At 58.0% G+C, this 21281-nt stretch carries 18 protein-coding genes; 9 read left to right on the forward strand and 9 right to left on the reverse strand.

Annotation, left to right across the window (positions count from 1 at the left end; translation table 11 throughout):
• Window positions 1–4: 4 nt before the first annotated feature.
• Genes BUC26_RS11590 through BUC26_RS11605 form a run of 4 tightly spaced genes read left to right on the forward strand, consistent with a single transcriptional unit; the run spans window position 5 to window position 5551 of the window.
• Window positions 5–991 carry a VWA domain-containing protein gene (locus tag BUC26_RS11590; RefSeq protein WP_073376187.1) on the forward strand — a complete coding sequence of 329 codons (987 nt, stop codon included), beginning with the start codon at window positions 5–7 and terminating at the stop codon, window positions 989–991.
• An 11-nt stretch (window positions 992–1002) separates the two neighbouring features.
• Window positions 1003–2961 carry a VWA domain-containing protein gene (locus BUC26_RS11595; protein ID WP_161949844.1) on the forward strand — a complete coding sequence of 653 codons (1959 nt, stop codon included), beginning with the start codon at window positions 1003–1005 and terminating at the stop codon, window positions 2959–2961.
• Window positions 2961–4820: a BatD family protein gene (locus tag BUC26_RS11600; protein ID WP_073376190.1), complete on the forward strand. Its 1860-nt coding sequence runs from the start codon at window positions 2961–2963 to the stop codon at window positions 4818–4820. Before BUC26_RS11595 ends, BUC26_RS11600 begins: the two co-directional genes overlap by 1 nt.
• Complete coding sequence (locus BUC26_RS11605; protein ID WP_073376192.1) at window positions 4817–5551, forward strand: tetratricopeptide repeat protein; 735 nt, start codon at window positions 4817–4819, stop codon at window positions 5549–5551. Before BUC26_RS11600 ends, BUC26_RS11605 begins: the two co-directional genes overlap by 4 nt.
• A gap of 72 nt (window positions 5552–5623) precedes the next feature.
• On the opposite strand, the gene BUC26_RS11610 is transcribed toward BUC26_RS11605, so the two are convergent.
• Window positions 5624–6364 (reverse strand): 16S rRNA (uracil(1498)-N(3))-methyltransferase, encoded by a 741-nt coding sequence (locus tag BUC26_RS11610; protein ID WP_161949845.1) that lies wholly within the window; start codon window positions 6362–6364, stop codon window positions 5624–5626.
• A gap of 219 nt (window positions 6365–6583) precedes the next feature.
• Here BUC26_RS11610 and BUC26_RS11615 point away from each other — a divergent pair, with 219 nt between their 5' ends.
• The gene (locus BUC26_RS11615; protein ID WP_073376196.1) at window positions 6584–6976 is read left to right on the forward strand and encodes a PilZ domain-containing protein; all 393 of its coding nucleotides are present in this window, start codon (window positions 6584–6586) and stop codon (window positions 6974–6976) included.
• Window positions 6977–6980: 4 nt separating this feature from the next.
• Here BUC26_RS11615 and BUC26_RS11620 read toward each other — a convergent pair whose 3' ends face one another.
• On the reverse strand, window positions 6981–7874 hold the full coding sequence (locus BUC26_RS11620; RefSeq protein ID WP_073376198.1) for a 50S ribosomal protein L11 methyltransferase: 894 nt from the start codon (window positions 7872–7874) through the stop codon (window positions 6981–6983).
• A gap of 551 nt (window positions 7875–8425) precedes the next feature.
• On the opposite strand from BUC26_RS11620, the gene BUC26_RS11625 reads away from it, so the two are divergent.
• The 3 genes from BUC26_RS11625 to BUC26_RS11635 all read left to right on the forward strand — a co-directional run bounded on the left by BUC26_RS11625 (window position 8426) and on the right by BUC26_RS11635 (window position 11993).
• Window positions 8426–8974, forward strand: coding sequence for a type I restriction enzyme HsdR N-terminal domain-containing protein (locus tag BUC26_RS11625; protein ID WP_073376200.1), 549 nt, complete (start codon window positions 8426–8428; stop codon window positions 8972–8974).
• Window positions 8975–9011: 37 nt separating this feature from the next.
• Window positions 9012–10358, forward strand: a complete 1347-nt coding sequence (locus BUC26_RS11630; RefSeq protein WP_073376202.1) for a class II 3-deoxy-7-phosphoheptulonate synthase — start codon at window positions 9012–9014, stop codon at window positions 10356–10358.
• Window positions 10359–10544: 186 nt separating this feature from the next.
• Window positions 10545–11993: a DegQ family serine endoprotease gene (locus BUC26_RS11635; RefSeq protein ID WP_073376204.1), complete on the forward strand. Its 1449-nt coding sequence runs from the start codon at window positions 10545–10547 to the stop codon at window positions 11991–11993.
• A 30-nt stretch (window positions 11994–12023) separates the two neighbouring features.
• Here the strand turns inward: BUC26_RS11635 and BUC26_RS11640 are convergent, their stop codons facing one another.
• The 5 genes from BUC26_RS11640 to radA all read right to left on the reverse strand — a co-directional run bounded on the left by BUC26_RS11640 (window position 12024) and on the right by radA (window position 18332).
• Window positions 12024–13292, reverse strand: a complete 1269-nt coding sequence (locus BUC26_RS11640) for a cyclic nucleotide-binding domain-containing protein (protein WP_073376206.1) — start codon at window positions 13290–13292, stop codon at window positions 12024–12026.
• A 282-nt stretch (window positions 13293–13574) separates the two neighbouring features.
• On the reverse strand, window positions 13575–16031 hold the full coding sequence (gene lon / locus BUC26_RS11645; protein ID WP_073376208.1) for an endopeptidase La: 2457 nt from the start codon (window positions 16029–16031) through the stop codon (window positions 13575–13577).
• A gap of 116 nt (window positions 16032–16147) precedes the next feature.
• Window positions 16148–16270 (reverse strand): hypothetical protein, encoded by a 123-nt coding sequence (locus tag BUC26_RS24415; protein ID WP_279626289.1) that lies wholly within the window; start codon window positions 16268–16270, stop codon window positions 16148–16150.
• On the reverse strand, window positions 16257–16931 hold the full coding sequence (locus BUC26_RS11650; RefSeq protein WP_073376210.1) for a hypothetical protein: 675 nt from the start codon (window positions 16929–16931) through the stop codon (window positions 16257–16259). The genes BUC26_RS24415 and BUC26_RS11650 overlap by 14 nt, the downstream gene beginning before the upstream one ends.
• A gap of 24 nt (window positions 16932–16955) precedes the next feature.
• A complete protein-coding gene (gene radA / locus BUC26_RS11655) occupies window positions 16956–18332 on the reverse strand; it encodes a DNA repair protein RadA (protein ID WP_073376211.1) in 1377 nt (458 codons plus the stop codon).
• Window positions 18333–18620: 288 nt separating this feature from the next.
• On the opposite strand from radA, the gene BUC26_RS11660 reads away from it, so the two are divergent.
• Complete coding sequence (locus tag BUC26_RS11660; protein WP_073376213.1) at window positions 18621–19430, forward strand: EI24 domain-containing protein; 810 nt, start codon at window positions 18621–18623, stop codon at window positions 19428–19430.
• On the opposite strand, the gene hemW is transcribed toward BUC26_RS11660, so the two are convergent.
• Both hemW and radC read right to left on the reverse strand, forming a co-directional pair.
• Window positions 19411–20535, reverse strand: a complete 1125-nt coding sequence (hemW, locus tag BUC26_RS11665; RefSeq protein WP_073376215.1) for a radical SAM family heme chaperone HemW — start codon at window positions 20533–20535, stop codon at window positions 19411–19413. The two genes, BUC26_RS11660 and hemW, sit on opposite strands and share 20 nt — an antisense overlap.
• Window positions 20532–21278 carry a RadC family protein gene (gene radC / locus BUC26_RS11670; protein WP_073376217.1) on the reverse strand — a complete coding sequence of 249 codons (747 nt, stop codon included), beginning with the start codon at window positions 21276–21278 and terminating at the stop codon, window positions 20532–20534. The genes hemW and radC overlap by 4 nt, the downstream gene beginning before the upstream one ends.
• Window positions 21279–21281 lie beyond the last annotated feature (3 nt).

Genomic DNA, 21281 nt, shown 5'->3' on the forward strand with positions numbered 1-21281 from the left:
GGCGATGCGCTTTCTCCACCCGGAACTGCTCTGGCTGTTGACCCTGTTGCCCGTGCTGGCGCTGCTGCGCGGCCGCCGAGGAGCGGCTCCGGCGCTGCTCTTCTCCACCACCGCCATCGCCGCGACCCTGGCCAGCGCCCGAAAATACCAGCCGGGCAAACTGCTCGCCAGCCTGAAACTACTGGTGATCGCCTGCCTGATTCTCGCCCTGGCCCGACCGCAACTGGGCAACACCACAACGGAAATCGAGGCCAGCGGCATCGATATCATGCTCGCGGTCGACGTTTCCGGCTCCATGGAGGCCATGGATTTCACGCTCCAGGGAAAAACGGCCAACCGTCTGCAGGTGGTCAAAGCAGTGGTAGCAGACTTCATCGCCGACCGGCCCAACGACCGGATCGGTCTGCTCGCCTTCAGTGTCCGTCCCTACCTTATCAGCCCGCTGACCCTGGATCATCACTGGCTGCAAAAACGACTCGAGGCGCTGACGGTCGGCATGATCGAAGACGGGACGGCCATCGGTTCAGCCATCGGCGTCGGGGTTTCCCGCCTCCATGAACAGGAATCGAAATCGCGCATCCTAATCCTGCTCACCGACGGCATGAACAATGCCGGCAAGGTGCCGCCGGCGGCCGCGGCCGAAGCCGCCCGCACCCTTGAAATCAAGGTCTACACTATCGGCGCCGGTACCCGCGGCGTGGCTCGGACGCCGGTGGTCGACCCGTACGGTCGCAAAGTCCTGGCCAATGTCCGTGTCGATATCGACGAGAGGAGTCTGCAGCAGATCGCCGCGTTGACCGGAGCACGCTATTACCGGGCCACCGATACCGCTTCGCTGGAACGGATCTACCAGGAAATCAATGCGATGGAGACGACGACCCGGACCAGCAAACACTTCGAGCACTACCGGGAACTCTATCCGCTGCTGATCGTCGTCGCCCTGCTGCTGCTCGCTGGCGAACTCCTGCTGCGCCGACGATTTTTGCCCTAGGATCGATGACCATGATATCCTTTGCTTACCCTTGGTGCCTCCCTGTCACCATTCTCGTCTGCCTGCTGCTGTGGCTCTGGTGGCAGCAGACGGAACGGAGGCGGCAACGAATGCTCGCCCGTTTTGCCGCACCATCGCTGCTCAACACGCTCACCGCGTCGATCTGCCCGCTGCGCCGCACGGCGAAAAAGCTGCTGGTAGCCGGCGCCGTCTTCTGCTGCTTCGTGGCGCTGGCCGAACCGCGTTACGGCTCCCGGTGGATCGACGTCAAACACAAGGGTATCGATATCTTGTTTGCGCTGGACAGCTCCCGGAGCATGCTCGCCCCGGACGTTCGCCCCAGCCGTCTGGAACGCAGCAAACTAGCGGTCATTGACTTTGTCGACCACCTCAAGGGCGATCGTATCGGCCTGCTGCCGTTTGCCGGCACCTCCCATCTGCTTTGTCCGCTCACCGCCGATTACCAGGCCTTCAATCAATCGCTGCAGGCGGTCGATAGTACTCTTCTGCCGCTCGGCGGCACCGATATCGGCGGAGCTATCAAGGCCGCCGAAGCGGTGCTGGCCAACGACGCCAACCACAAACTGCTGGTCATCATCACCGACGGCGAAGACCTCGGCACGAATGGGATCGCCGCCGCACAGGCAGCACATTCCCGCGGCATGACCATCTTTACCATCGGTGTCGGCACCGCTGCCGGGGAGTTGATCCCGGACCGAACCAGCGGCGGCTTCGTCAAGGACAACAGCGGCGCCTATGTCAGGAGTCGGCTGGACCGCCAGGCGCTGAAGGCGATCGCAGAGCAGGGCGGCGGCATCTATGCCGACCTCGGCACCCGCGGTGAAGGCCTGGAGACCGTGTACCGGGAACGACTGGCCTTGGTCCCGGCCCGGGAGTTTGCCGAAAAGCGCACAAAAGTACCAATTTCACGCAGCGAATGGCCGCTGGCCCTGGCAATCGCGCTGCTCTGTGGCGATTTCCTGTTATCCGGCAGAAAACGGCAGCGCTCCTTCCACCGAGCCATCGCCCGCCTGGCGCGGTTGCGAAAAGCATCTATCTTGGCGCTGATCCTGGCCGCCGGACCCGGCCTGCTCGGCCCACCATCGGCAGGCGCTTCAGATGGGGAGCGTGCGTTTGCTGCCGGGGATTTCCAACGTGCCGAGACCTTCTATCGCGAGCTGTTGCGCGACGACCCGGGCAACCCGGTCCTGCTCTTTAACACCGGGAGCGCCGCCTACAAGAACGAACGTTTCTCCGAGGCCGTCGACGCTTTTGGCCGCGCCATCCCCGCCGCCGACCCGACCCTCCAGGAAAAGGCCTATTTCAACCAGGGAAACGCCTGGTATCGCATCGGCGAAAAGACCCGCCAGTCCGCGGTGAAACAGACTATCGAGGCCTGGCAGAGCGCTTTGGATGCTTTTACTGCGGTCCTGGCTCTGAATCCGGAGAATCGGAACGCCGCGGTTAACCGCGATTTCGTCAAAGAACAACTTGAGCGACTGCGGCAGGAAACAGAGAATGCCCCGAAATCCCCTGAAAAGGAGGCCCGGGAACCTGCAGACGAGCAAGCGAAGGAACCGCAACAGCCACCGCGGGACCGGCAGGCAACGCCGGATGAATCGGCGGTTCCCGACCAGCCAGGCGACAAGACCGGCGATGCTGGTGATGCCGATGATGTAAACAACGGCGGCCAAAATTCCAAGTCGGAACGGTCAGCCTCCGGTCAAGCCACTGCCCCGGCAGAGCAATCAGATGGGATCACGGATCAGGATCGCCACGACGACGAACACACAACCGGACAGACTACTGAGCAAGGAGACAACCGGCACGATCCCGGAAACACCGACCGGGCAATGACCAAAGAGGAAGCCAAGCGGCTGCTCCAGGCCATCGAAGGAGAGGAAGGACGCCTTGACCTGGTGATGCCGCAGCACCCGACCACAAGCAGCGAAACGATGAACGACTGGTAATGACAGATATCCGTTTTTCGCACACGACCACTGCCCACCATGACCGGACAGCGCACCACCGGCTGCTGCCGGCTGTGCTGCTCGTCGCCGCCCTACTATTGACCGCGCTGCCAGCCAATGCGGCAGTCCAGGTTTCCGCCCGGCTGACGCCGCAGAACTTTTCTACCGACGATGCGGCGACACTGCAAATCCGAATCGAGGGGCAACAATCCGCCGAGATTACACTACCGGAAATTGACGGGTTGAGCTTCCATCACCGTGGTCAGAGCCGGCAATTCCAGATGGTCAACGGCGCCATTACCTCTTCGCTGACCGAAACCTATCTCGTTACCGGCAGTCGCCCCGGAACCTATACCATTGGCCCGGTCACGGTAACCGTTGACGGCGTTGTCCACCGCACCGAACCGCTGACCTGTACCGTCACCGGCGCGTCAACCTCGCCACCCGGATCCTCCGATCCGGGAACCGATGACGCTGTTGATCAACCGCGGGCGGCGTTTATCAAGCTGATCCCGAAAAAACAGCAGGCCTACCTCAATGAGGTGGTACCGGTAACCATCACCGCCTATTTCCGCCAGGGTGTCAAAGTCAACCTCAGCGGACCGCCGGCCGTGCGCGCCGACGGCATCCTGCTCGACATCCCGGATCGCGAACCACAGCAGCACCGAGAGCTGGTGGACGGAACCCAGTATACCGCAGTTACCTGGAACGGCACGCTGACCGGGATCAAAGAAGGGCGCCAGGAGATCTCCGCCGAGGCCGACGCGACATTGCTCGTACCGGTAAAACGCCGGCAGCGCCTGCCCGGTTTCGGCACCGACCTTTTTGACGATTCACTGCTGGACGACCTGCTTGGCGGTTACAAAAATCGCCCGCTAACCCTTACCGCCCCGGCCCTCTCCTTTACCGTCGTGCCGCTGCCGGCCGAAAACCGGCCGCAGGGATTTGCCGGCGCGGTCGGCTCATTCACTCTGGACCTGCAGGCGTCTCCGGATCATATCGAGATCGGCGATCCATTGACGCTGACGATGACCGTTGCCGGCACCGGAAATTTCGACACGGTCACCGCACCCCGCCTCAGCAGCAGCGAAGGGCTGAAAGAGTATCCCCCGACAGCTACGCTGCAATCCGGACAAACCCCGTACCTGGGCAAAAAAATTTTCGAGCAGGCGGTGGTCGTCACCGACCCGGCAGTCCGTCGCCTGCCCCCACTGGCCTTCAGTTTTTTCGACCCGCAGCGCCGTAGCTACCAGACCCTGCTGACCGACCCGGTCGACCTGGTCGTCACCAACCCGGCCGGAGCGGGGACCTCCCCAACAACCGGAACCCGGCCAGGGGCACAACTGCCGGCTCCGGTCGCTCAGGAGAAGAAATCGACCCTGGACGACCTGGCCCCGGCGAAATTGACCCGGTCTCCACCCGGATCGTTTGTCCCGCTCTTCCGCCAACCATGGTTCGTCAACGCTCTCGTCGCCGTCCTGGCTGCGATTGCTGGCGTCAGTGCGCTTCGTCTGCACCGAACGCTGCAGGAACGCCGGCCGGAACGGCAATACGCCCGGGCTAAAGAGCGGTTGCGCCGGGAAACACTGGCGCTGATCGACCAGACCGGCACGGTTCCAGGCGGTGATTATCTGCCGCGTGCCCGTCAGGCGGTCCGCTCCTTTCTCGCCCTGTGCTGGCAAACCAGGGCCGACGCGCTGACCACCGCCGATATTCGCAGCCGACTCGGGGACGAATCGCCGGTCAGCACCTTGTTCCTGATGGCCGACCGGCATGCTTACGGAGCGGCGCAGTTGACAGAGGAGCAGCGCCGAGACCTGCACGAAGCCCTCCGCACCTTGATCAGGGAGTGGTCATGAAGCGTTTACTGCTGCTTATCTCCTGTCTGCTTGTAATCGCCATGCCTTCCGCAGCGCGGGACCTGGCTGCCGCCGATCTCGACAGCTGCAACAAACTCTACTACCAGGCTGAATATGGCCGGGCGATCGAGTGCTACCACCGGCTCGGCGGTGAACGTCCGTCGGCCTCACTACTCTACAATATCGGCAACGCCCATGCCCGTCTCGGCGATGCCGGAGCGGCAACACTCTCCTACCTGCGCAGCCTCTACCTGACACCCGGAGATGCAGACGCCGCCGGGAACCTCGCCCTGCTGAGGAAACACTACGGGGTTTTTCCGCCCGAGCCGACCCTGGGCGAGCTGGTCACCGCCCTGCTGACCATCTCCCAGTGGTCGCTCGTCAGCCTGGCCGGACTCCTTATCTACTGTGGTTTTGCCCTGCTGTCGTTGCAGAAGAAGCCGCGACGGGCCGTCGAAGTTTTGACCCTGCTGTTCTGCCTGCTGCTCTTTGTCGGCGGACTGACTGCGGCGGGTGTTCGGCAGCACCACTGGCAGCGTTCGGTGGTGATGGCCGACGGGCAACTCGTCGTTTCACCGTTTGCCGGCGCCCCCTCGGTCGGCGCCATCCGGCAAGGCCGGCTGGTCTCAACGCACGCCGAGCACCGGGACTTCACCTCGGTCACCGACGAGACGGGGCGTACCGGTTGGCTGCCTACGGCCAGCCTGGAGGTCATTATTCCGCCGCGCTGAGTGTCCCGGGCAGTCGGGGCGGCCGCCCGATCGCTGTCGGCACAGGGCCGTAGGTAGGGGTCCCCCTGACGATCATATCGCTCCCAGGCGGTGTTGAACAATGGCAACCGCTGCGATCGTTGCCGTTTCCGCCCGGAGAATACCGCTGCCGAGGCTGACACTCGTCCAGCCGTGATGCCGAGCCTGCTCGACTTCCCCTTCGGCAAAACCTCCTTCCGGCCCCATCATCACCGCGACCGCTGCCAAGCGATCGGCGGCCGGCCAATCGACAGCCGTCAGTCGACGTGTTTTTTCCTCCTCCCAGAAGAGCAGTTTCAGTGTTGCCGCCGGCAGCTCCTCGGCAAGACAATCACCAATCGGCCGCTGCTGCGCTGTGTCCATCAGGCGTAACCGGCCGCTCTGTTTGCAGGCCGCCCGCACCAGATCGCGCCAGCGCTGCTGTTTGCGTGCCCACCGCTCACCGGCGATCCTCCCCTGGCTGCGACGGCTGGTAAACGGCAGGAACCGCGTTACACCGAGTTCGGTGCAGCGCTGTACCAACTCGTCCATTTTTTTGCCCTTCAGGTCACCCTGAAAGAGCCAGACGGGATGCGCGGGTTCCGGTTCCTGGGCAATTTTTTCCTGCAGCCGGATCGCCACCTGCCGGCCAAGCAGTTCAATGGAGCCGCGGTACAGGCCGCCGATCCCATCGAGCAACTCCACCTCGGCTCCGTGCTGCAACCGCAACACCCGCAAGCAATGATGGGCCTCTTCCCGGTCGAGAACCACCGGGTAGTGGAGATCCGCCACCGGTTCAATAAAAAAACGTCTCATATTTGACTTTCCGAAAACATTCATCTATTGTCAAACATAACAGGGCTCTTCTTCGTACAATCAAACATTTGGGAACCTTGAAAAATTGTCATTCCGCCCAATCTCATCGTTGCACAATCAAATTTTATCCTCGGAATATCATGTATATGCCTGCGGTAAAATTTTCTTGCGCGCCTCGATCTTGAACGAAATTCCTAATTTTTCAAGCTCCCCGTTTTCATGACGACCGGTTCCAAGAATCAGACACTACCGCTCGAGCAACGCCTGCACGAACGGTTTACGATGCACCTGCCCGTTCGCGTGGCCCTGATCAGCGGTGCCAACGTCGAGTCCTTCGGCGAACTGATCACTGCCAATATCAGTTCCGGAGGCGCCTTTATCAGTACCGATCAGCCCCTGCCGATCGCCAGCCGGATCGCCATGGAATTTCTCATCTCATTTGTCGACCTGAAAAAACTGCGCTTTATCCTGTCGCTCGACAGTCTCCGCCGTTGCGCCGGGAAGCCGGCCTGGGTCAAGGCCACCGGAGTCGTCATCCGTCACGAAGGCGACGGGATGGCCGTTATCTTCGACGACGATTATCAGCTCTCACCGATGCAGATCTCCGACTGATCCGTCAACGCTCCATTTTTACCAGGTGCAACGCGCACCACTCACCATCTTGCAGCTGACCGACACACCGAAACGATAGCGTCGCAAAACGATCCAGCAGCGAGGCCACCTGCGCGCCGCAGATCAGACCGGACAGCAGCAGGCTGCCACCGTCGTCGACGACCCGGGCGAGATCGCCGGCGAGGTCGAGCAAGGTATCGTGAACGATATTGGCCACCACGAGCTGATAGCGATCGGCACAATCGATCAGCGAACGTGACGACACCTCAATCTGGTCCTGGAGCGCGTTGCTGCGTACATTCTCGGTGGCCACTCGCACCGCTTCGGGGTCGTTGTCGAGGGCAACCGCGTCGGCCGCACCGAACAGCACCGCCGCCATCGCCAGAATCCCGGTACCGGTACCGACATCGAGCACCCGGGGTTCCGCCAATGTCCCGATCACCTGGCGCAACAGTTCCAGGCACAGTCTGGTTGTTGCATGATGGCCGGTGCCAAACGCCATTCCAGGATCCATGATGATCACCTGTTCGTCATCGCCGGGCCGGTATTCTTCCCAGGTCGGCGCGATCACCAGACCGGGAACGATAGCAAAGGGCCGAAAATGCTCCTGCCAGCTGGTCGCCCAGTCCTGATCGGCAACGATGTCCCGGGTGATTAAGGGCGGCGCCACGCCAAAGATAGCCGCCAGTTCCTCACCGTAGAGGGTCAACCGCCGCTCCGCTTCGCCGCCGTCCACCCCGGTGGCGGAAGATGGCTGCAGGAAGGCGTGCACCTCCGTAACCGGTGCCTCCTCATCCACACCGCACTCCACCGCCGCGCCAAGCACCCCGACCAGGTAATCGCTCAGGGCGTCGACCAACCGGTAGTCGGTCTCAATCGACAATCTGATGATCTCCATATATCCCTCCTTACCTCCATGACTGAGATCTTAACAATGACAAAATCCAACCTCAAAAATTACCACCACGGTCGGCAGGGCTGATCGGATCTCCCGGAGGCTGCATCGTGGAGGCCCGACTGGACGAAGAATCAGGCCCTCCGGCTGCGGACAGGACGGCCGCAGCCGGAGGAAGAGCCGATCAGTCCGTTAGTACAGATTACCACATCCTCCCTATTCGAAGGTCTCAATAGGCACTTGATATCATCGCTGCGTTGATAAGATCAATCAGTCAGCGAAGGGCCGCAGTTAATGGCAGTAGTTTGCGGAGGACAGGTTAAAACCTGTCTCGCCGCAGGTTGAGATTTGTCCCACTGTTGGTTGCAGGCTGTCTTGCCGTTGGTTGAGACAAGGTACTGTATTCCAACAAGGATCGCCACGGTTGTCGGTGGTGAAGGAGACGGAGGATTCCGCTCAGAGCGGCGGCGCAACAGAACTTTTTGCCGTGTGTCCGGTAATTTTTGTTGACAGAGTCGTTGATTCCCAACAGTATTAATCTTTTACAGGAGACCATGGCGGAACATCATTCCCATCACCTGGTTTACGGGACCCTCAACGACTATCTGACCGGCGAGGAACTGGTCGACACGGATGACGAACGCATCCGCCAGGGCCTCAGTAAACTGATGGTCGAGGAGCGCGGCTACCGCAAAGAAGAACTTCAGCCGCGGCTCTCTATCGAAACGCTGTTCACCAGGCATTTTGTCACGTCCGTTATCGACCTGACGGTCCGGCTCGAAGACCGACAGTTCATGATCATCCGCTACGGACCCGGGTCGCTGGTCAGCCGGGAACGCTCCGCGATCGCCGCCGCCCGGGTTCTCAACCCGACGTACCAGATCCCGTTGGCCGTCGTTACCAACGGCCAAGACGCCCTGCTCCTGGATACGGCATCCGGAAAAACCATCGGCGAAGGGCTGGCGGCCATTCCAGATCGTCAAGCGGCCCTGGACATGCTGCCGAGCCTGCTCTTTCTTCCGTTCGTGGATGAAGAGAAACGACAGCGGGAAAAGCGCATTCTCAATGCGTTTGATCTCGAGCGCTGCTGTCTCGGTATTTGACGACAAGCAACAACCGAACTTGAAAGAGAGGACGTTCATGACCACCACAGAACAGTGGACAAAGTCAAGCTGGAAAGCGTTCCCCGCGCTACAGCAACCCAACTGGCCGGACCAGGTCGCCGTCGACAAGGTATTGGCCGAATTATCAACTCTGCCGCCGCTCGTTTTCGCCGGTGAAATCAGATCGCTCAAGGCCCTGCTGGCCAAAGCAGTAAAAGGTGAGGCGTTCCTGCTTCAAGGCGGCGATTGTTCGGAAAATTTTTCGCAGGTCACCGCGCCGAAGATTCGTGAGACCCTGAAAGTACTGCTGCAGATGGCCGTTACCCTGACCTATGCCGGCGGCGTACCGGTCATCAAGGTCGGCCGTATCGCCGGCCAGTTCGCCAAGCCCCGCTCCGCCGATACCGAAACGATCGACGGTTTGACCCTACCGTCCTATCGCGGTGATATGGTCAACAGTCCCGAACCGACGGCGGCGGCACGGCTGCCCAATCCGAAACGGATGCTCAAAGGCTACAATATGGCCGCCGCCACGCTGAATCTGCTGCGCGCCTTTACCCGCGGCGGTTTCGCCGCACTGCACCGGGTCCAGGCCTGGAACCAGGAGTTTGTCGCCCAATCGCCGATGGGCCGGTCTTACGAACGAATGGCGAGTCAGATCGACCGGGCCATCCAGTTTATGGAGACGATCGGTATCTCGATGGATACCCCGCAGATAACCCAGGCCCAACTGTTCACGTCCCACGAGGCCTTGCTGCTCGGCTACGAGGAGGCACTGACTCGGGTCGATTCAACCAGCGGCGGCTGGTACGACTGTTCCGCCCACCTGCTCTGGATCGGTGAACGCACTCGGCAGCTGGACGGCGCCCATGTCGAATTTTTGAGCGGCGTTCTCAACCCGATCGGCGTCAAAGTCGGACCAACGTACGAGTTGGATGACATCAAACGGTTGATCGACAAGCTCAACCCGGACAACGAGCCCGGCCGGTTGACCCTGATCACCCGTTTCGGTCTGAAAAACATCGAACGAGTGCTCCCGCCCCTATTGCGCGAGATGAAACGGGAAGGCCACAACATCGTTTGGAGTTGCGATCCGATGCACGCCAATACCTATACGTCGACTAGTGGCCACAAGACGCGAAACTTCAACGATATCCTGGCCGAGGTTACCTGTTTTTTCGAGACCCACTGGGCGGAAGGTACCATCCCCGGCGGCGTCCACTTCGAACTGACCGGAGATAACGTGACCGAGTGTATCGGCGGTGCACGCGATATTCTCGACGACGATCTCGACCGGAATTACCTGACCACCTGCGATCCTCGGCTCAATGCAGAGCAGAGCCTTGAAGTCGCCTTTCAAATCGCCGAGATGATCCGCAGTTGAATCGACAAAGCGAGCGGGAATGATGACCATGCCCGCTCGCTTAACACTCCTGATTTCATCAAGATTACAATCGTGTAATCTTTCTTGACCACCACTCCGATCCGTTTACTGTTATCTGCAGAAGCTGCCAAGACCGCCCTTTCTGGTCTGGTGCAACATCTTTTCGGTACACGGAGAAAAAACACCATGGAAAACACACGTATCCTTCGCCTGTCAACGACCCCGTTTATTGCCCTGATCTTTCTTCTCGTCGCCTCGCTCATCACTGTTCGCGCGGCCCCTACAGAAGAAGATATCGAAGTGCTCGACCGTTCCGCCAAGGCCTTTGCCCAAGTCGTCAAAGACGTCAAACCGGCGGTCGTCCATATCAAGGTTGAGAGTACCGCCAAACCACCGGCGGAAATGGAAGAGTTTTTCAATCATCCGTTTTTTGAGCGGTTTTTCGGACCGCAATTCCGGTTTCAGGATCCCAATCGACCAAAACGTCGGCAATACGGCGCCGGTTCCGGGTTCATCATCAGCGATGACGGGCACATCCTCACCAACAACCATGTTGTAGAAAACGCTGAAAAAATGACTGTTACTCTGGCCGATAATCGCGAGGTTGAGGCCAAACTGATCGGCACCGACCCTCAATCCGATGTGGCGCTCATCAAAATTGATGTTGACGAAGAGCTGCCGACTCTATCGCTCGGCGATTCCGAAGCCCTCGATGTCGGTGAGTGGGTGATCGCCATCGGTAACCCGTTCGGCCTGAACCAGACCGTCACCGTCGGGGTGGTCAGCGCCAAGGGTCGGAGCAGGGTCGGTATCAATGAATACGAGAACTTCATCCAGACCGATGCCGCAATTAACCCGGGCAATTCCGGTGGCCCGCTGATCAACATTTACGGCGAAGTGGTCGGTATCAATTCTGCACTGTACAGCCGCACCGGCGGCTACATGGGTATCGGTTTCGCGATCCCGATCAACATGGTGAAATCCATCGAAGATCAGCTGCAGAAACACGGTAAGGTGACCAGAGGCTGGCTTGGTGTGGTCATTCAGGACGTCAATGAAGAACTGGCCAAATCATTCGATCTGAAAAAAGCAAAGGGTATCCTCGTCAGCGAGACCCAGCAGGATTCACCTGCCGACAAGGCCGGCATCCAGCAGGGCGATATCCTTACCGGCCTCGACGGTGTTGAACTCAAGGATGTGGCCGATCTGCGCAACCGCATCGCCTTGACCATTCCCGGGACCACCGTAACCCTGCAGGTCGTCAGGGACGGAGAACCACTTGAAATCAAGGTCGAGATCACCGAGCAGCCGGCCGACTTCGGAGTGGCCCGGAGCGGCAGCGACAGTGCGCTTGGCTCGTTCGGTCTGGCCGTGCAGGAACTCACCCCCGAACTGGCAGAACAGCTGGGCTATCAAGACCGTCAGGGAGTCGTCATCAGTGAGGTCGAACCGGGCAGCGTCGCCGAGCAAAGTGGCTTGAAAGCAGGCCAGTTGATCGAAGAAGTAAACAAGGTCAAAATATCAAACATCAGGGAGATGCAGCAGGTGCTGAGTAAATCGTCGCACAGTGATCGCGTGCTGTTGCGCGTCCGCTTCGGTAATTTCAGTCAGTACGTGGTTCTGACCGCTCCGTAACGAACCACTAAAAAGACGGTGCCGCCTCTCTCAGGCGGCACCGTCTCCTTCCGTCTGCCGCTGAGCGGCGATGCGTTTAAAAATTTTCTGGATAACCGGCAGTTTTTCGAAATCGCCGGTCGAAATTTTACGCAGAACCAGGTCACTGGCCGCGACAACCGTGGCGTTTCGCTTTCGTTCCCTGGAAAAATAAGCCATCTCTCCAAAAATATTGCCGGCCCCCAGCGTTACGATAACCCGGTCATTTTCATCGAGAGTCACCACCGAGCCGCTGTTGATATAATAAATACCGTCCGCCTCGTCGTTCATCCTGAAGATCACGTCACCATGCTTGCGCCACTCCAGAGCGAAATAATTCTCCCAGTCGGTGTCGATCACCAGTGCGTTGTAGAATTCTTCATCGATCGCCTTGAGCAGTTCACTGGACAGGTGAAACAACCGTACCCCGAGCTTATCCTGCTTTGAACCAAGCACCTTCATACCCAGTTGCCGGAAATCCTGGGCCGGATACGGGGTATCCCTGATGTATTCCAGGATCCGTTCCGTGGCCATATCCACCGAACCGCAAAGACGGTAGAAGATCTCCTTGGCCCGCTCCAGTCTGCGTTTTACTTCCGGAAAGTCCGGGTCGATGCCGAGCAGCTTGTTGCCGCAAAACAATTCGATCGCCTCGTTTTTCTGAGCAATGAAGTGGTTCAACGCACCAACCTCAACGTCGGCCGGTATATGGTGGAGGCCGGGGCGGTATACGGTCAGAAGGTGGAGTGGGTGGTTGAGGTTCAGCGGGGTAACCCGGCCTATGCAGACCAGCGATGGGTCGTCATCCTGCATCATCGCAATATCCCGATCCATCAGCAAAGGGATATCGAAATAGTCGCAAAGTTCCTCAAGCCGACTGGCGACGGCGAACCCGGCTCCGAATTTCGCCTTTTTCCCGTTTATTTGGGCTTCAACAATATCTCCTTTGAACAAACCGATCCGAGTCTTTGCCACCTCTCCTCTGGTAACGGCATAACCGAGATCGACGGCAGCCGCCAGGGCCCGGCGACCGATAGAAGATACATCGTCATCACCACGCTTGCCAAACAGGATCAGGGCCCCGTCGCCGGCTGACGGCTCGATTTCAACCGGTTCATAGGCATCCCTCCTGATGACCCGCGCTAAGCTCCGGTGGTAGTCAACAACAAAATCACGAACACCATCGGGTGTCATATCGCTGGTCAATCGTGAATAGCCAACCATATCGGTCAGCATGATCACCACTTCCCGCGTTCCCTCGGTCTCCCGGTCGGGCTTCATGGTTTCTCCTGGTCAGGCACAACAGAACTCTTTCAGCGAACCGGTTGGTCGTTCCCCCGCCCCCGTCCATCGCCGTCTGTGGAGCCGAACCGTGTGCACGATCCGGTTCCCTCGTTATTGTATACTTACCGCCATTTCAATGTCAAACGAGATACGCCGTGCCTGTTGCAGAGGCACGGGTCAATCGGGAGGCACGACACCAGATGATAGGAACGACAACACACCGACACCGCTTTTGCAAGCGAGGAGGTGTCGGCGTGTTGTGCAGACCGGTCGGTCGTCTTAATTCTCGGCGGGAAAACAGATGTTCAGTACGTCCTGAAAAGACTGGACAAAGCGGGCAGTCACCCCTTCCCGGATATGGTCCGGCAGCAATTCAAAATCCTCTTTGTTTTCCTCCGGAAGAATCACCTGCTTGAGCTTTGCCCTGGTCGCCGCGATCACCTTTTCCTTGACCCCGCCGATCGGCATGACCATGCCGCTGAGAGTCAACTCGCCGGTCATCGCCGTGTCGGCGACAATCGGTTTGCCGACGGCAAGTGAGTAAAGCGCGCAGGCCATGGTGATACCGGCCGAAGGTCCGTCTTTCGGCGTGGCACCGGCCGGTACATGCAGGTGGATATAGTTCTTCCGGAAAAACTCCATCCGCTCTTCGTTATCGACGAACAGGGACCGGACATAACTATATGCAATTTCAGACGATTCAATCATCACTTGGCCCAATTGCCCGGTCTGCTTAAAACCCGCTGTGCCGGTGGCGACCGAGGCTGCTTCGATATGTAGGGTCGCACCGCCGTTGCTGGTATACGCCAGCCCGGTTACCACGCCGACCCGCGGCTTGCTGAAGATCTTCTCGTCGGAGAAAACCTTGCGGCCGAGCAGGGCCGGAAGATCGGCTATCTTGACCTTTACTGTCTTGTCCGGCTCGGTGACCAAGTCCTTGGCGACCTTGCGGAGGATCTTCTTGATCCGGTTTTCAAGGTTCCGGACCCCGGCTTCACGGGCGTAGCCATCAACGATGGCACTGATTACCGGACGGGAAATGGCCACCTGTTTCTTGTCCAGGCCGTGTAATTTCAATTGTTTCGGCAATAGGTGCCGCCGGGCGATTTCCACTTTTTCCGCCTGGATGTAGCCCGGTAGCCGAATCATCTCCATCCGGTCGATGAGTGGACCGGGGATGGTCTCCATCTGGTTAGCGGTGCAGATGAACAAAACCTTGGAGAGGTCGAAACGGACATCGAGATAATGATCGAGAAAATCCCGGTTCTGTTCCGGATCGAGCACCTCGAGCAAGGCTGAAGCCGGATCCCCGCGGAAGCTTGCACCGATTTTATCGATCTCGTCGAGCATGATCAGCGGATTGGCGGTCTTGCAGGTCTTGATCGCCTGAATAAATTTACCCGGCATGGCGCCGATATAGGTGCGCCGATGACCCTTGATCTCCGCTTCGTCACGCATACCACCCAGGGAGAAGCGATAAAACTGGCGGCCGATGGCCCGGGCGATGGACTGTCCGACCGAGGTCTTGCCGACTCCGGGAGGGCCGACGAGCAAAATGATAGAGCCGGACAGATCACCCTTGACGATGCCCACTGAAATCAATTCGAGAATACGTTCCTTGACCTCCTCCAGACCGTAGTGATCCTGGTTGAGGACCTTTTCCGCCTTGGTGATATCGTAATTATCTTTGGTGTATACCCCCCATGGCAGGATGGTCAGCCAATCCAGATAGGCCCTGGTAACGTTAAATTCGGCGGAAGACGGCTCCAGCAACTTGAGCTTTTCCATCTCCTCGTCGATCCGTTCCTTTGCCTCAGGTGGCGGCTTGAGCTGCTTGAGCCGTTTTTCGAATTTCTCCAGTTCGCTTTCCGTATCATCTTTGGCGATACCCAGCTCTTTTTTGATTTCCCGCAATTGCTGCTTGAGAAAGAACTCCCGTTGCTGCTTCGACAAACGCTCTTCGATCCGCTTGGAAATATCCGCCTTCAGTTTGGAAATCTCGATTTCCTTTTTGAGCAGGATCAAGACTCGTTCCAGTCGCTGGCGAACCGGTGCCGTTTCCAGGATGGTCTGCAATTCCGGACCGGAAGAGGTGGTCATTGAGGCGGCAAAATCGGCCAAGGCACTCGGGTCGCTGACATTGATTCGTTCAAGCAGCAAGCCGAGCCCCTCTTTGAACAGCGGGTTAAGTGTCACCAATTCCTTGATGCAATCGATGATCGCCACTGAATACGCCTTCAACTCCTCGCTTGACTCCTGTCGATCTTCATGCAAGTATTGGACACGCGCCTTGAAAACCGGCTTTTCCCTGATCAGTTCCTTGACCAGGAATCGCTCCTGGGCTTGGGCCACCAGTTGTAACGGCTGGTCCGGTGTCTTCGCGGAAATCTGCACGACTTTTGCCACCACACCAACCGAATGGAAATCCTCGATTGATTGCGGAGATTGGACCATACCACCGGTTTCCGTCGGTTGAACGAGCAACAGACCGAGATAGATCGGCACGCCTTTTTCGTGTGCCTCGTGGATCGATTCTTGAAGTCGTTGATCTTCAACGACGATGGGTCCCATCATCTTGGGAAACATTGGTCGATCGAAGAGCGGAATGATCAATAGCATTTCCGGCAGCACATCGCGCGCCGGAACCAGAGATGTATTATTGGCCTTTTGATCCTCGGAATCCTGATCGATATCAATGTCTTCGTCCGGTTTCAAAATAGTCGGTTTTTCTGCCATCTTGTCGCTTTCTCCTGATAAAGTTCAACACCGAGTATGACCCCGGTCGGTATCGGTATTCTCTTTCCCGTCGCGCCGCTGCCGTCGCCTGCCTGAGGGCAGCTCTTCTTGCTTGCTCAATTGGCGATAGAAAGCAGAACAATCACGGCCAGCACGGCCAGGAAAAACAGCCCCACCCGGTAGTAAACGGTATGATCCTCCGCATTGTGCTCGGTGTGGTGATCATTATGGTTTATCATTTGTCCCCTCTCCCGCGTCGGCCTCAGCTTGTTTAGGTTCGCCCTCTGTAGAATGAGGCGGTGGTGGCGGTGGTGGCTTGGAAACGGATTGTTCCGAGGGGCCATCGATCATGACCACCCGCTCCTGGTAGGCACCGACCAGGATAAACGTGGCCAGCGGCTGGGTGATCAAAAAGGCAAAGGGCAACGAACCACCGAGCGAAACAATAGCCACGTAGATAATGGTCACGACGATGTGATCGTTGACCGGCGCGGTCGTGGCGATATCCCAGGATCGTTTCAGAGCGTCGATCATGCCATAGCCCTTGTCGGTCATCAGCGGCAGCATGTAGAAGGCTGCAAAGGCGATAAAGGCCGCAACAACAAAACCGGGCAACACCAGTAGCGAAAAGCCGATAAAGATCAGAATCGCGGCGCAGGCAAAGAAAAACAGCAGCGGTAAAAAGAGCCGCATCTGGGAAAAGAGATCGCCGATCTCCGGCGGTCGCCCCTCCCGAACGGCGCGCAGCAGTGACTGAACGTAGCCGGCGGTGGTTACCGGCGCCAAGATACCGAGACTGATGATGATCAATACCATCTGAACAAAGGTGACCAACAGAACCGGCCCGATGAAGCTAACCGTCTGCTGCCAGGCCGAAACAACCAGTTTCTTGAAATCCATGCTCCCCGTCTCCTCTTCTAAAATTCACTTCCCATCAAACAATACGGTAAGAAATTCTTGGATCGTTGCAACCCCGATCGGCTCGAGGGTGGAACGATTCCTGATGCGCTCGACATTGGTCCGCGGCATCAGGAACCGCGAAAAACCGATTCTCTCGGCCTCCCGGACCCGCTGCTCCATGTTGCCGACAGCCCTGATCTCCCCGGCCAAGCCGACTTCTCCGCAGACCACTGTATCGGCGGCAACCGGCTTATCGAGGAGACTCGAGGCAAGCGCCCCGATGACACCCAGGTCAAGAGCCGGCTCATCGATACGGATTCCGCCGGCGATATTGAGAAATATATCGTGCCCATAGAAATCCATCCCGGCCTTCTTTTCCAGTACCGCGCAGAGCAGCGCCAGACGCTGGGGATCTGCACCGGCGGCGGTTCTCCTGGCCGTTCCCAGGTTGGTCGGACTCACCAGGGCCTGCACTTCGACAAGAATCGGGCGGGTTCCCTCCAAGCTGGCCAGCACCACCGAACCGGCAACATCGAGGGGCCGTTCGGCAAGAAACAGCTCGGACGGGTTGGCCACCGGCACCAACCCTTCTTCCTTCATTTCAAAGACACCGATTTCGTTGGTCGAGCCAAATCGGTTTTTCACTGTCCGTAAAATTCTGAAGGCATGGCTCCGTTCACCCTCGAAATAGAGTACCGTATCCACCATGTGCTCCAGGATACGTGGCCCCGCCAAGACCCCCTCCTTGGTCACGTGGCCGACCAGGATAACCGGAATATTCTCGGTTTTCGCCAGTTCGAGAAGTACTGCAGCCGATTCACGGACCTGCGTGACCGAACCGGGGGCCGACGGATAATCGGCACAACTCAGGGTCTGAATAGAATCAACGGCCAACAACGACGGTCTGACCTCTCTCGTCATCGCACTGATCTGTTCAACCGAATTTTCGGTGGCAAGCAAGTGGTTGTCATGCAGGGCCGATAGTCGCCGCGCCCGCAATTTGATTTGATGAGCCGACTCTTCGCCGGAGACGTAGAGTACCGTATGTCCCTGAACCGCCAGCGCCGAGAGGATCTGCAGCAGCAGCGTCGACTTGCCGATCCCCGGGTCACCGCCGATCAGTACCACGGAGCCGGGAACAATGCCGCCACCGAGCACCCGATCCATCTCGTTGATGCCGATTATTACCCGCTCACTGTCCTGATCCGGCGCCGCCGTCAAAGGCAGCGGCGCAGCCGGCGAGGAGGTTCGGCGAAGTTTCGCTGCGGCAGCCGGTCGGCGGTGTTCGATGAGACTTTCCCACTGCCCGCATGCCGGGCAGCGGCCAAACCAGCGACCACTTTCATGGCCGCACTCACGACAGGTGAACACTGTTTTTTCCTGTTTTTTTCGAGTCGCCATCACGTTGTCCTGTAGCGAGAGCCATTTGCAAAACAATCTTTTCGCCCAAACTCTGCGTTATGCTCAAAATTTTATCCTCGGAATATCATGTATATGCCTGCGGTAAAATTTTTCGCATGCCTTGATTTTGAACGAAAATCTAAGTTTTGCAAAAGGCTCGCGAGATTTCTTTTTTTGGAGCTTTACTGGAAGGAGTCAGTGCCTATCGTTTGCAACTGTACCAAGAGCAGGATTGCTTGTTAAGGATTATTTCTCGTAAAAACGCACCTTTTCGACTGGTTAACAGATATGTCGCAAGCCCAGTTCAAGACGTCGAAGTGGATTTCCCTGGGGAGCTCACTCTCCTTTCTGCTACGCAGCACTAGCCTGATCGGCTGGTCGCTTGGTCTGACATTGGCTACCGTACTGCTGACCTGGCTCGGCTTTCTCATGACCACCGACCTGATCGATTCTCTGACCGGTTCGTTTCTTACCGCCGAACCGGTCCGCGAAGGCTGGCTTGGCTGGCTGAAGTACAGCGGCTGGTGGCTCGCCACTGCATTATTTCTCTTCGTTTCCCGGGTTATCTCGTTTTTCGTGGCGTTCCTGCTCGCCTATACCCTTACCTCTCCGTTTTACTCTTTTCTCAGCGCTGCTGCGGAAAAACGCTATCTCGGCGACGCCTTTGAAGACGACGGCGGGTTGAGTATCGCCGGCATCTGCCGCGATCTACTAGAAGGGATGAAGATTGCCGGGTTCGGCATTGTCCTGACCATTGTCGCGCTACTGATCAGCTTTATCCCGCTGTTTGGTCAGTTGGCCGTGGTCTTTCTCTATACTTGTTACGCTACCCTGATGTTCATCGATTATCCCTCTTCACGGAAGCGATGGCATCTGAGCCGCAAGCTTTCCTGGCTGCGCAACAACCTTGCCGCCAGCCTCCGGCTCGGGATCCTGCCGGCACTGATCGGCATGATCCCGGTTGCCAACGTGTTGCTCATGGCCCTGCTCTTTCCCTTGCTGACCGTGCATGCCACACTCAACTTCTGTCGAATCGAACGGAGCGGTGTTACGCCCGGACACGATGGGCCGGCTGCCGCTAAACCAACTCCCGCATAACGACGTTGGCCAGTTTACGGCCACGGGTGGTCAGCCGCCAGCGCACCCCGTCACGATACAGCAGTCCGTCGGCGGAGAGGGTGTCGAGCTCAGCTCCGTAGATATCTTGCAGTCGACAACCGAAGCGTTGATCAAGACGATCGTCCGAAATTCCTTCATTAAGCCGTAATCCCATTATTACCGTTTCCCGAAAGGAGGCCTGCCGATCCAAGCGTTCCCGTGAGAAAACAGGCGACGTGCCGGCCTCGATGAGTTCGCAATAACTGCGCGGGTCAGCTATTCGGCCGCATCGCTCGCCGTTCAGGTAACTCACCGCCGCCGCTCCGCAGCCGAGGTACTCCTCGTTGCGCCAATACACCAGATTGTGACGACAACCACAGCCCGGCTGCCGAAAGTTTGATACTTCATACTGTTCGAACCCGGCCAGCGTACAAAGTTCCATGGTGATGTCATCCATGGCCAGGATCTGATCCTCATCCGGCAGATGCAGTTCACCTCGACGATGCAGGCGGAAGAAGGGCGTTTTGTCATCGATGCTCAACTGATAAATCGACAGATGCTCCGGCGAGCACTCGATGGCCCGAGACAGCGAATCGCGCCAGCTTGCCGTTGTTTGCCCCGGCAAGCCATACATCATATCCAGGCTAATCGTGTCGATACCCGATCGACGAGCGACCTGAACGGCACGCTCAGCCTGGTGAGCATCATGGACACGTCCGAGCAGCGCCAATTCCTCTGTGTTGAACGACTGGACACCAATGGAAAGCCGGTTGACGCCGTATCGGCGCAATTCATCGAGGTCACGCTCGACAAGCGATTCCGGATTGCTCTCAAGGGTTATTTCGGCATCATCAGCAAAGCCGAACACATCAGCACAGGCAGTGAGAATCTGGTGGAGCAGTAAATCATCCAGGACAGTCGGAGTTCCGCCGCCGATAAAGAGCGTGCTGAGGGTGCGCCGCAATGCCGCCGGCGTCATTTCGATCTCCCGCATCAAGGCGCGACAATATCGTGCATGCAAATGATCATAGCCGGCTATCGAAGCAAACGAGCAATAGTGACACTTGCTGGAGCAAAAAGGGATGTGCAGGTAGAGGCTCGTCACAGAAACTTACTGCTCTCGTGAGACTGACAGACCGAAGTACACCAGCCACCGATCTCGGCCATAATCCCTTCATCGGCAAAACTGAAGCAACCATCGCCGATAATGAGGTGGTCGAGTAGCCTGATGTGCATCAACGAGCAGAGCAAACAGAGCGTCCTGGTAAGCGTTCGATCCTGGGCGGAAGGGGAAACGGAGCCGGATGGATGATTATGAGCGACCACCAACGCAGCGGCATTGTGTGCCAGGGCCCGTCGCACGATTTCACGGGGATAAACGGTGTTGACGTTTACCGTCCCTTCGGCAACCACCTCGGAATCGATGATCGCCAGCGAAGAATCGAGATAGAGGACGGTGAAGACTTCCCGCTGCAACCCGCGCATCGAGTGCAGGAGGTAATTGGTTACGTCTTGTGATGAGGTAATATATGACTTGTTGCGTAACCGGGACTGCAGATAACGATCAGCGGCGGCCTTTATAAACGACAGGGCAAAACTGTTCTTCGGCCCGACTCCCTCAACGTCCCGCAACTCTCCGATTTCGGCGTCAAGAACCGCCGCAAAGCTACCGAACCGTTTCAACAGGGCCCGCGACTGCACTTTGCAATCTTTCCGCGGCGTACCAAAAGAAAGCAGCAACTCCAACACTTCCGCATCGGCCAACGCAGGCAAGCCATGCTCAAGGAAGCGATCACGGAGTCTGGCGCGATGTCCCGCCCCTCTGGTTTGCCAGTGCTCGTGATCCATTGT

This window comes from Desulfofustis glycolicus DSM 9705, assembly GCF_900130015.1.
Taxonomy (GTDB): Bacteria; Desulfobacterota; Desulfobulbia; order Desulfobulbales; family Desulfocapsaceae; genus Desulfofustis; species Desulfofustis glycolicus.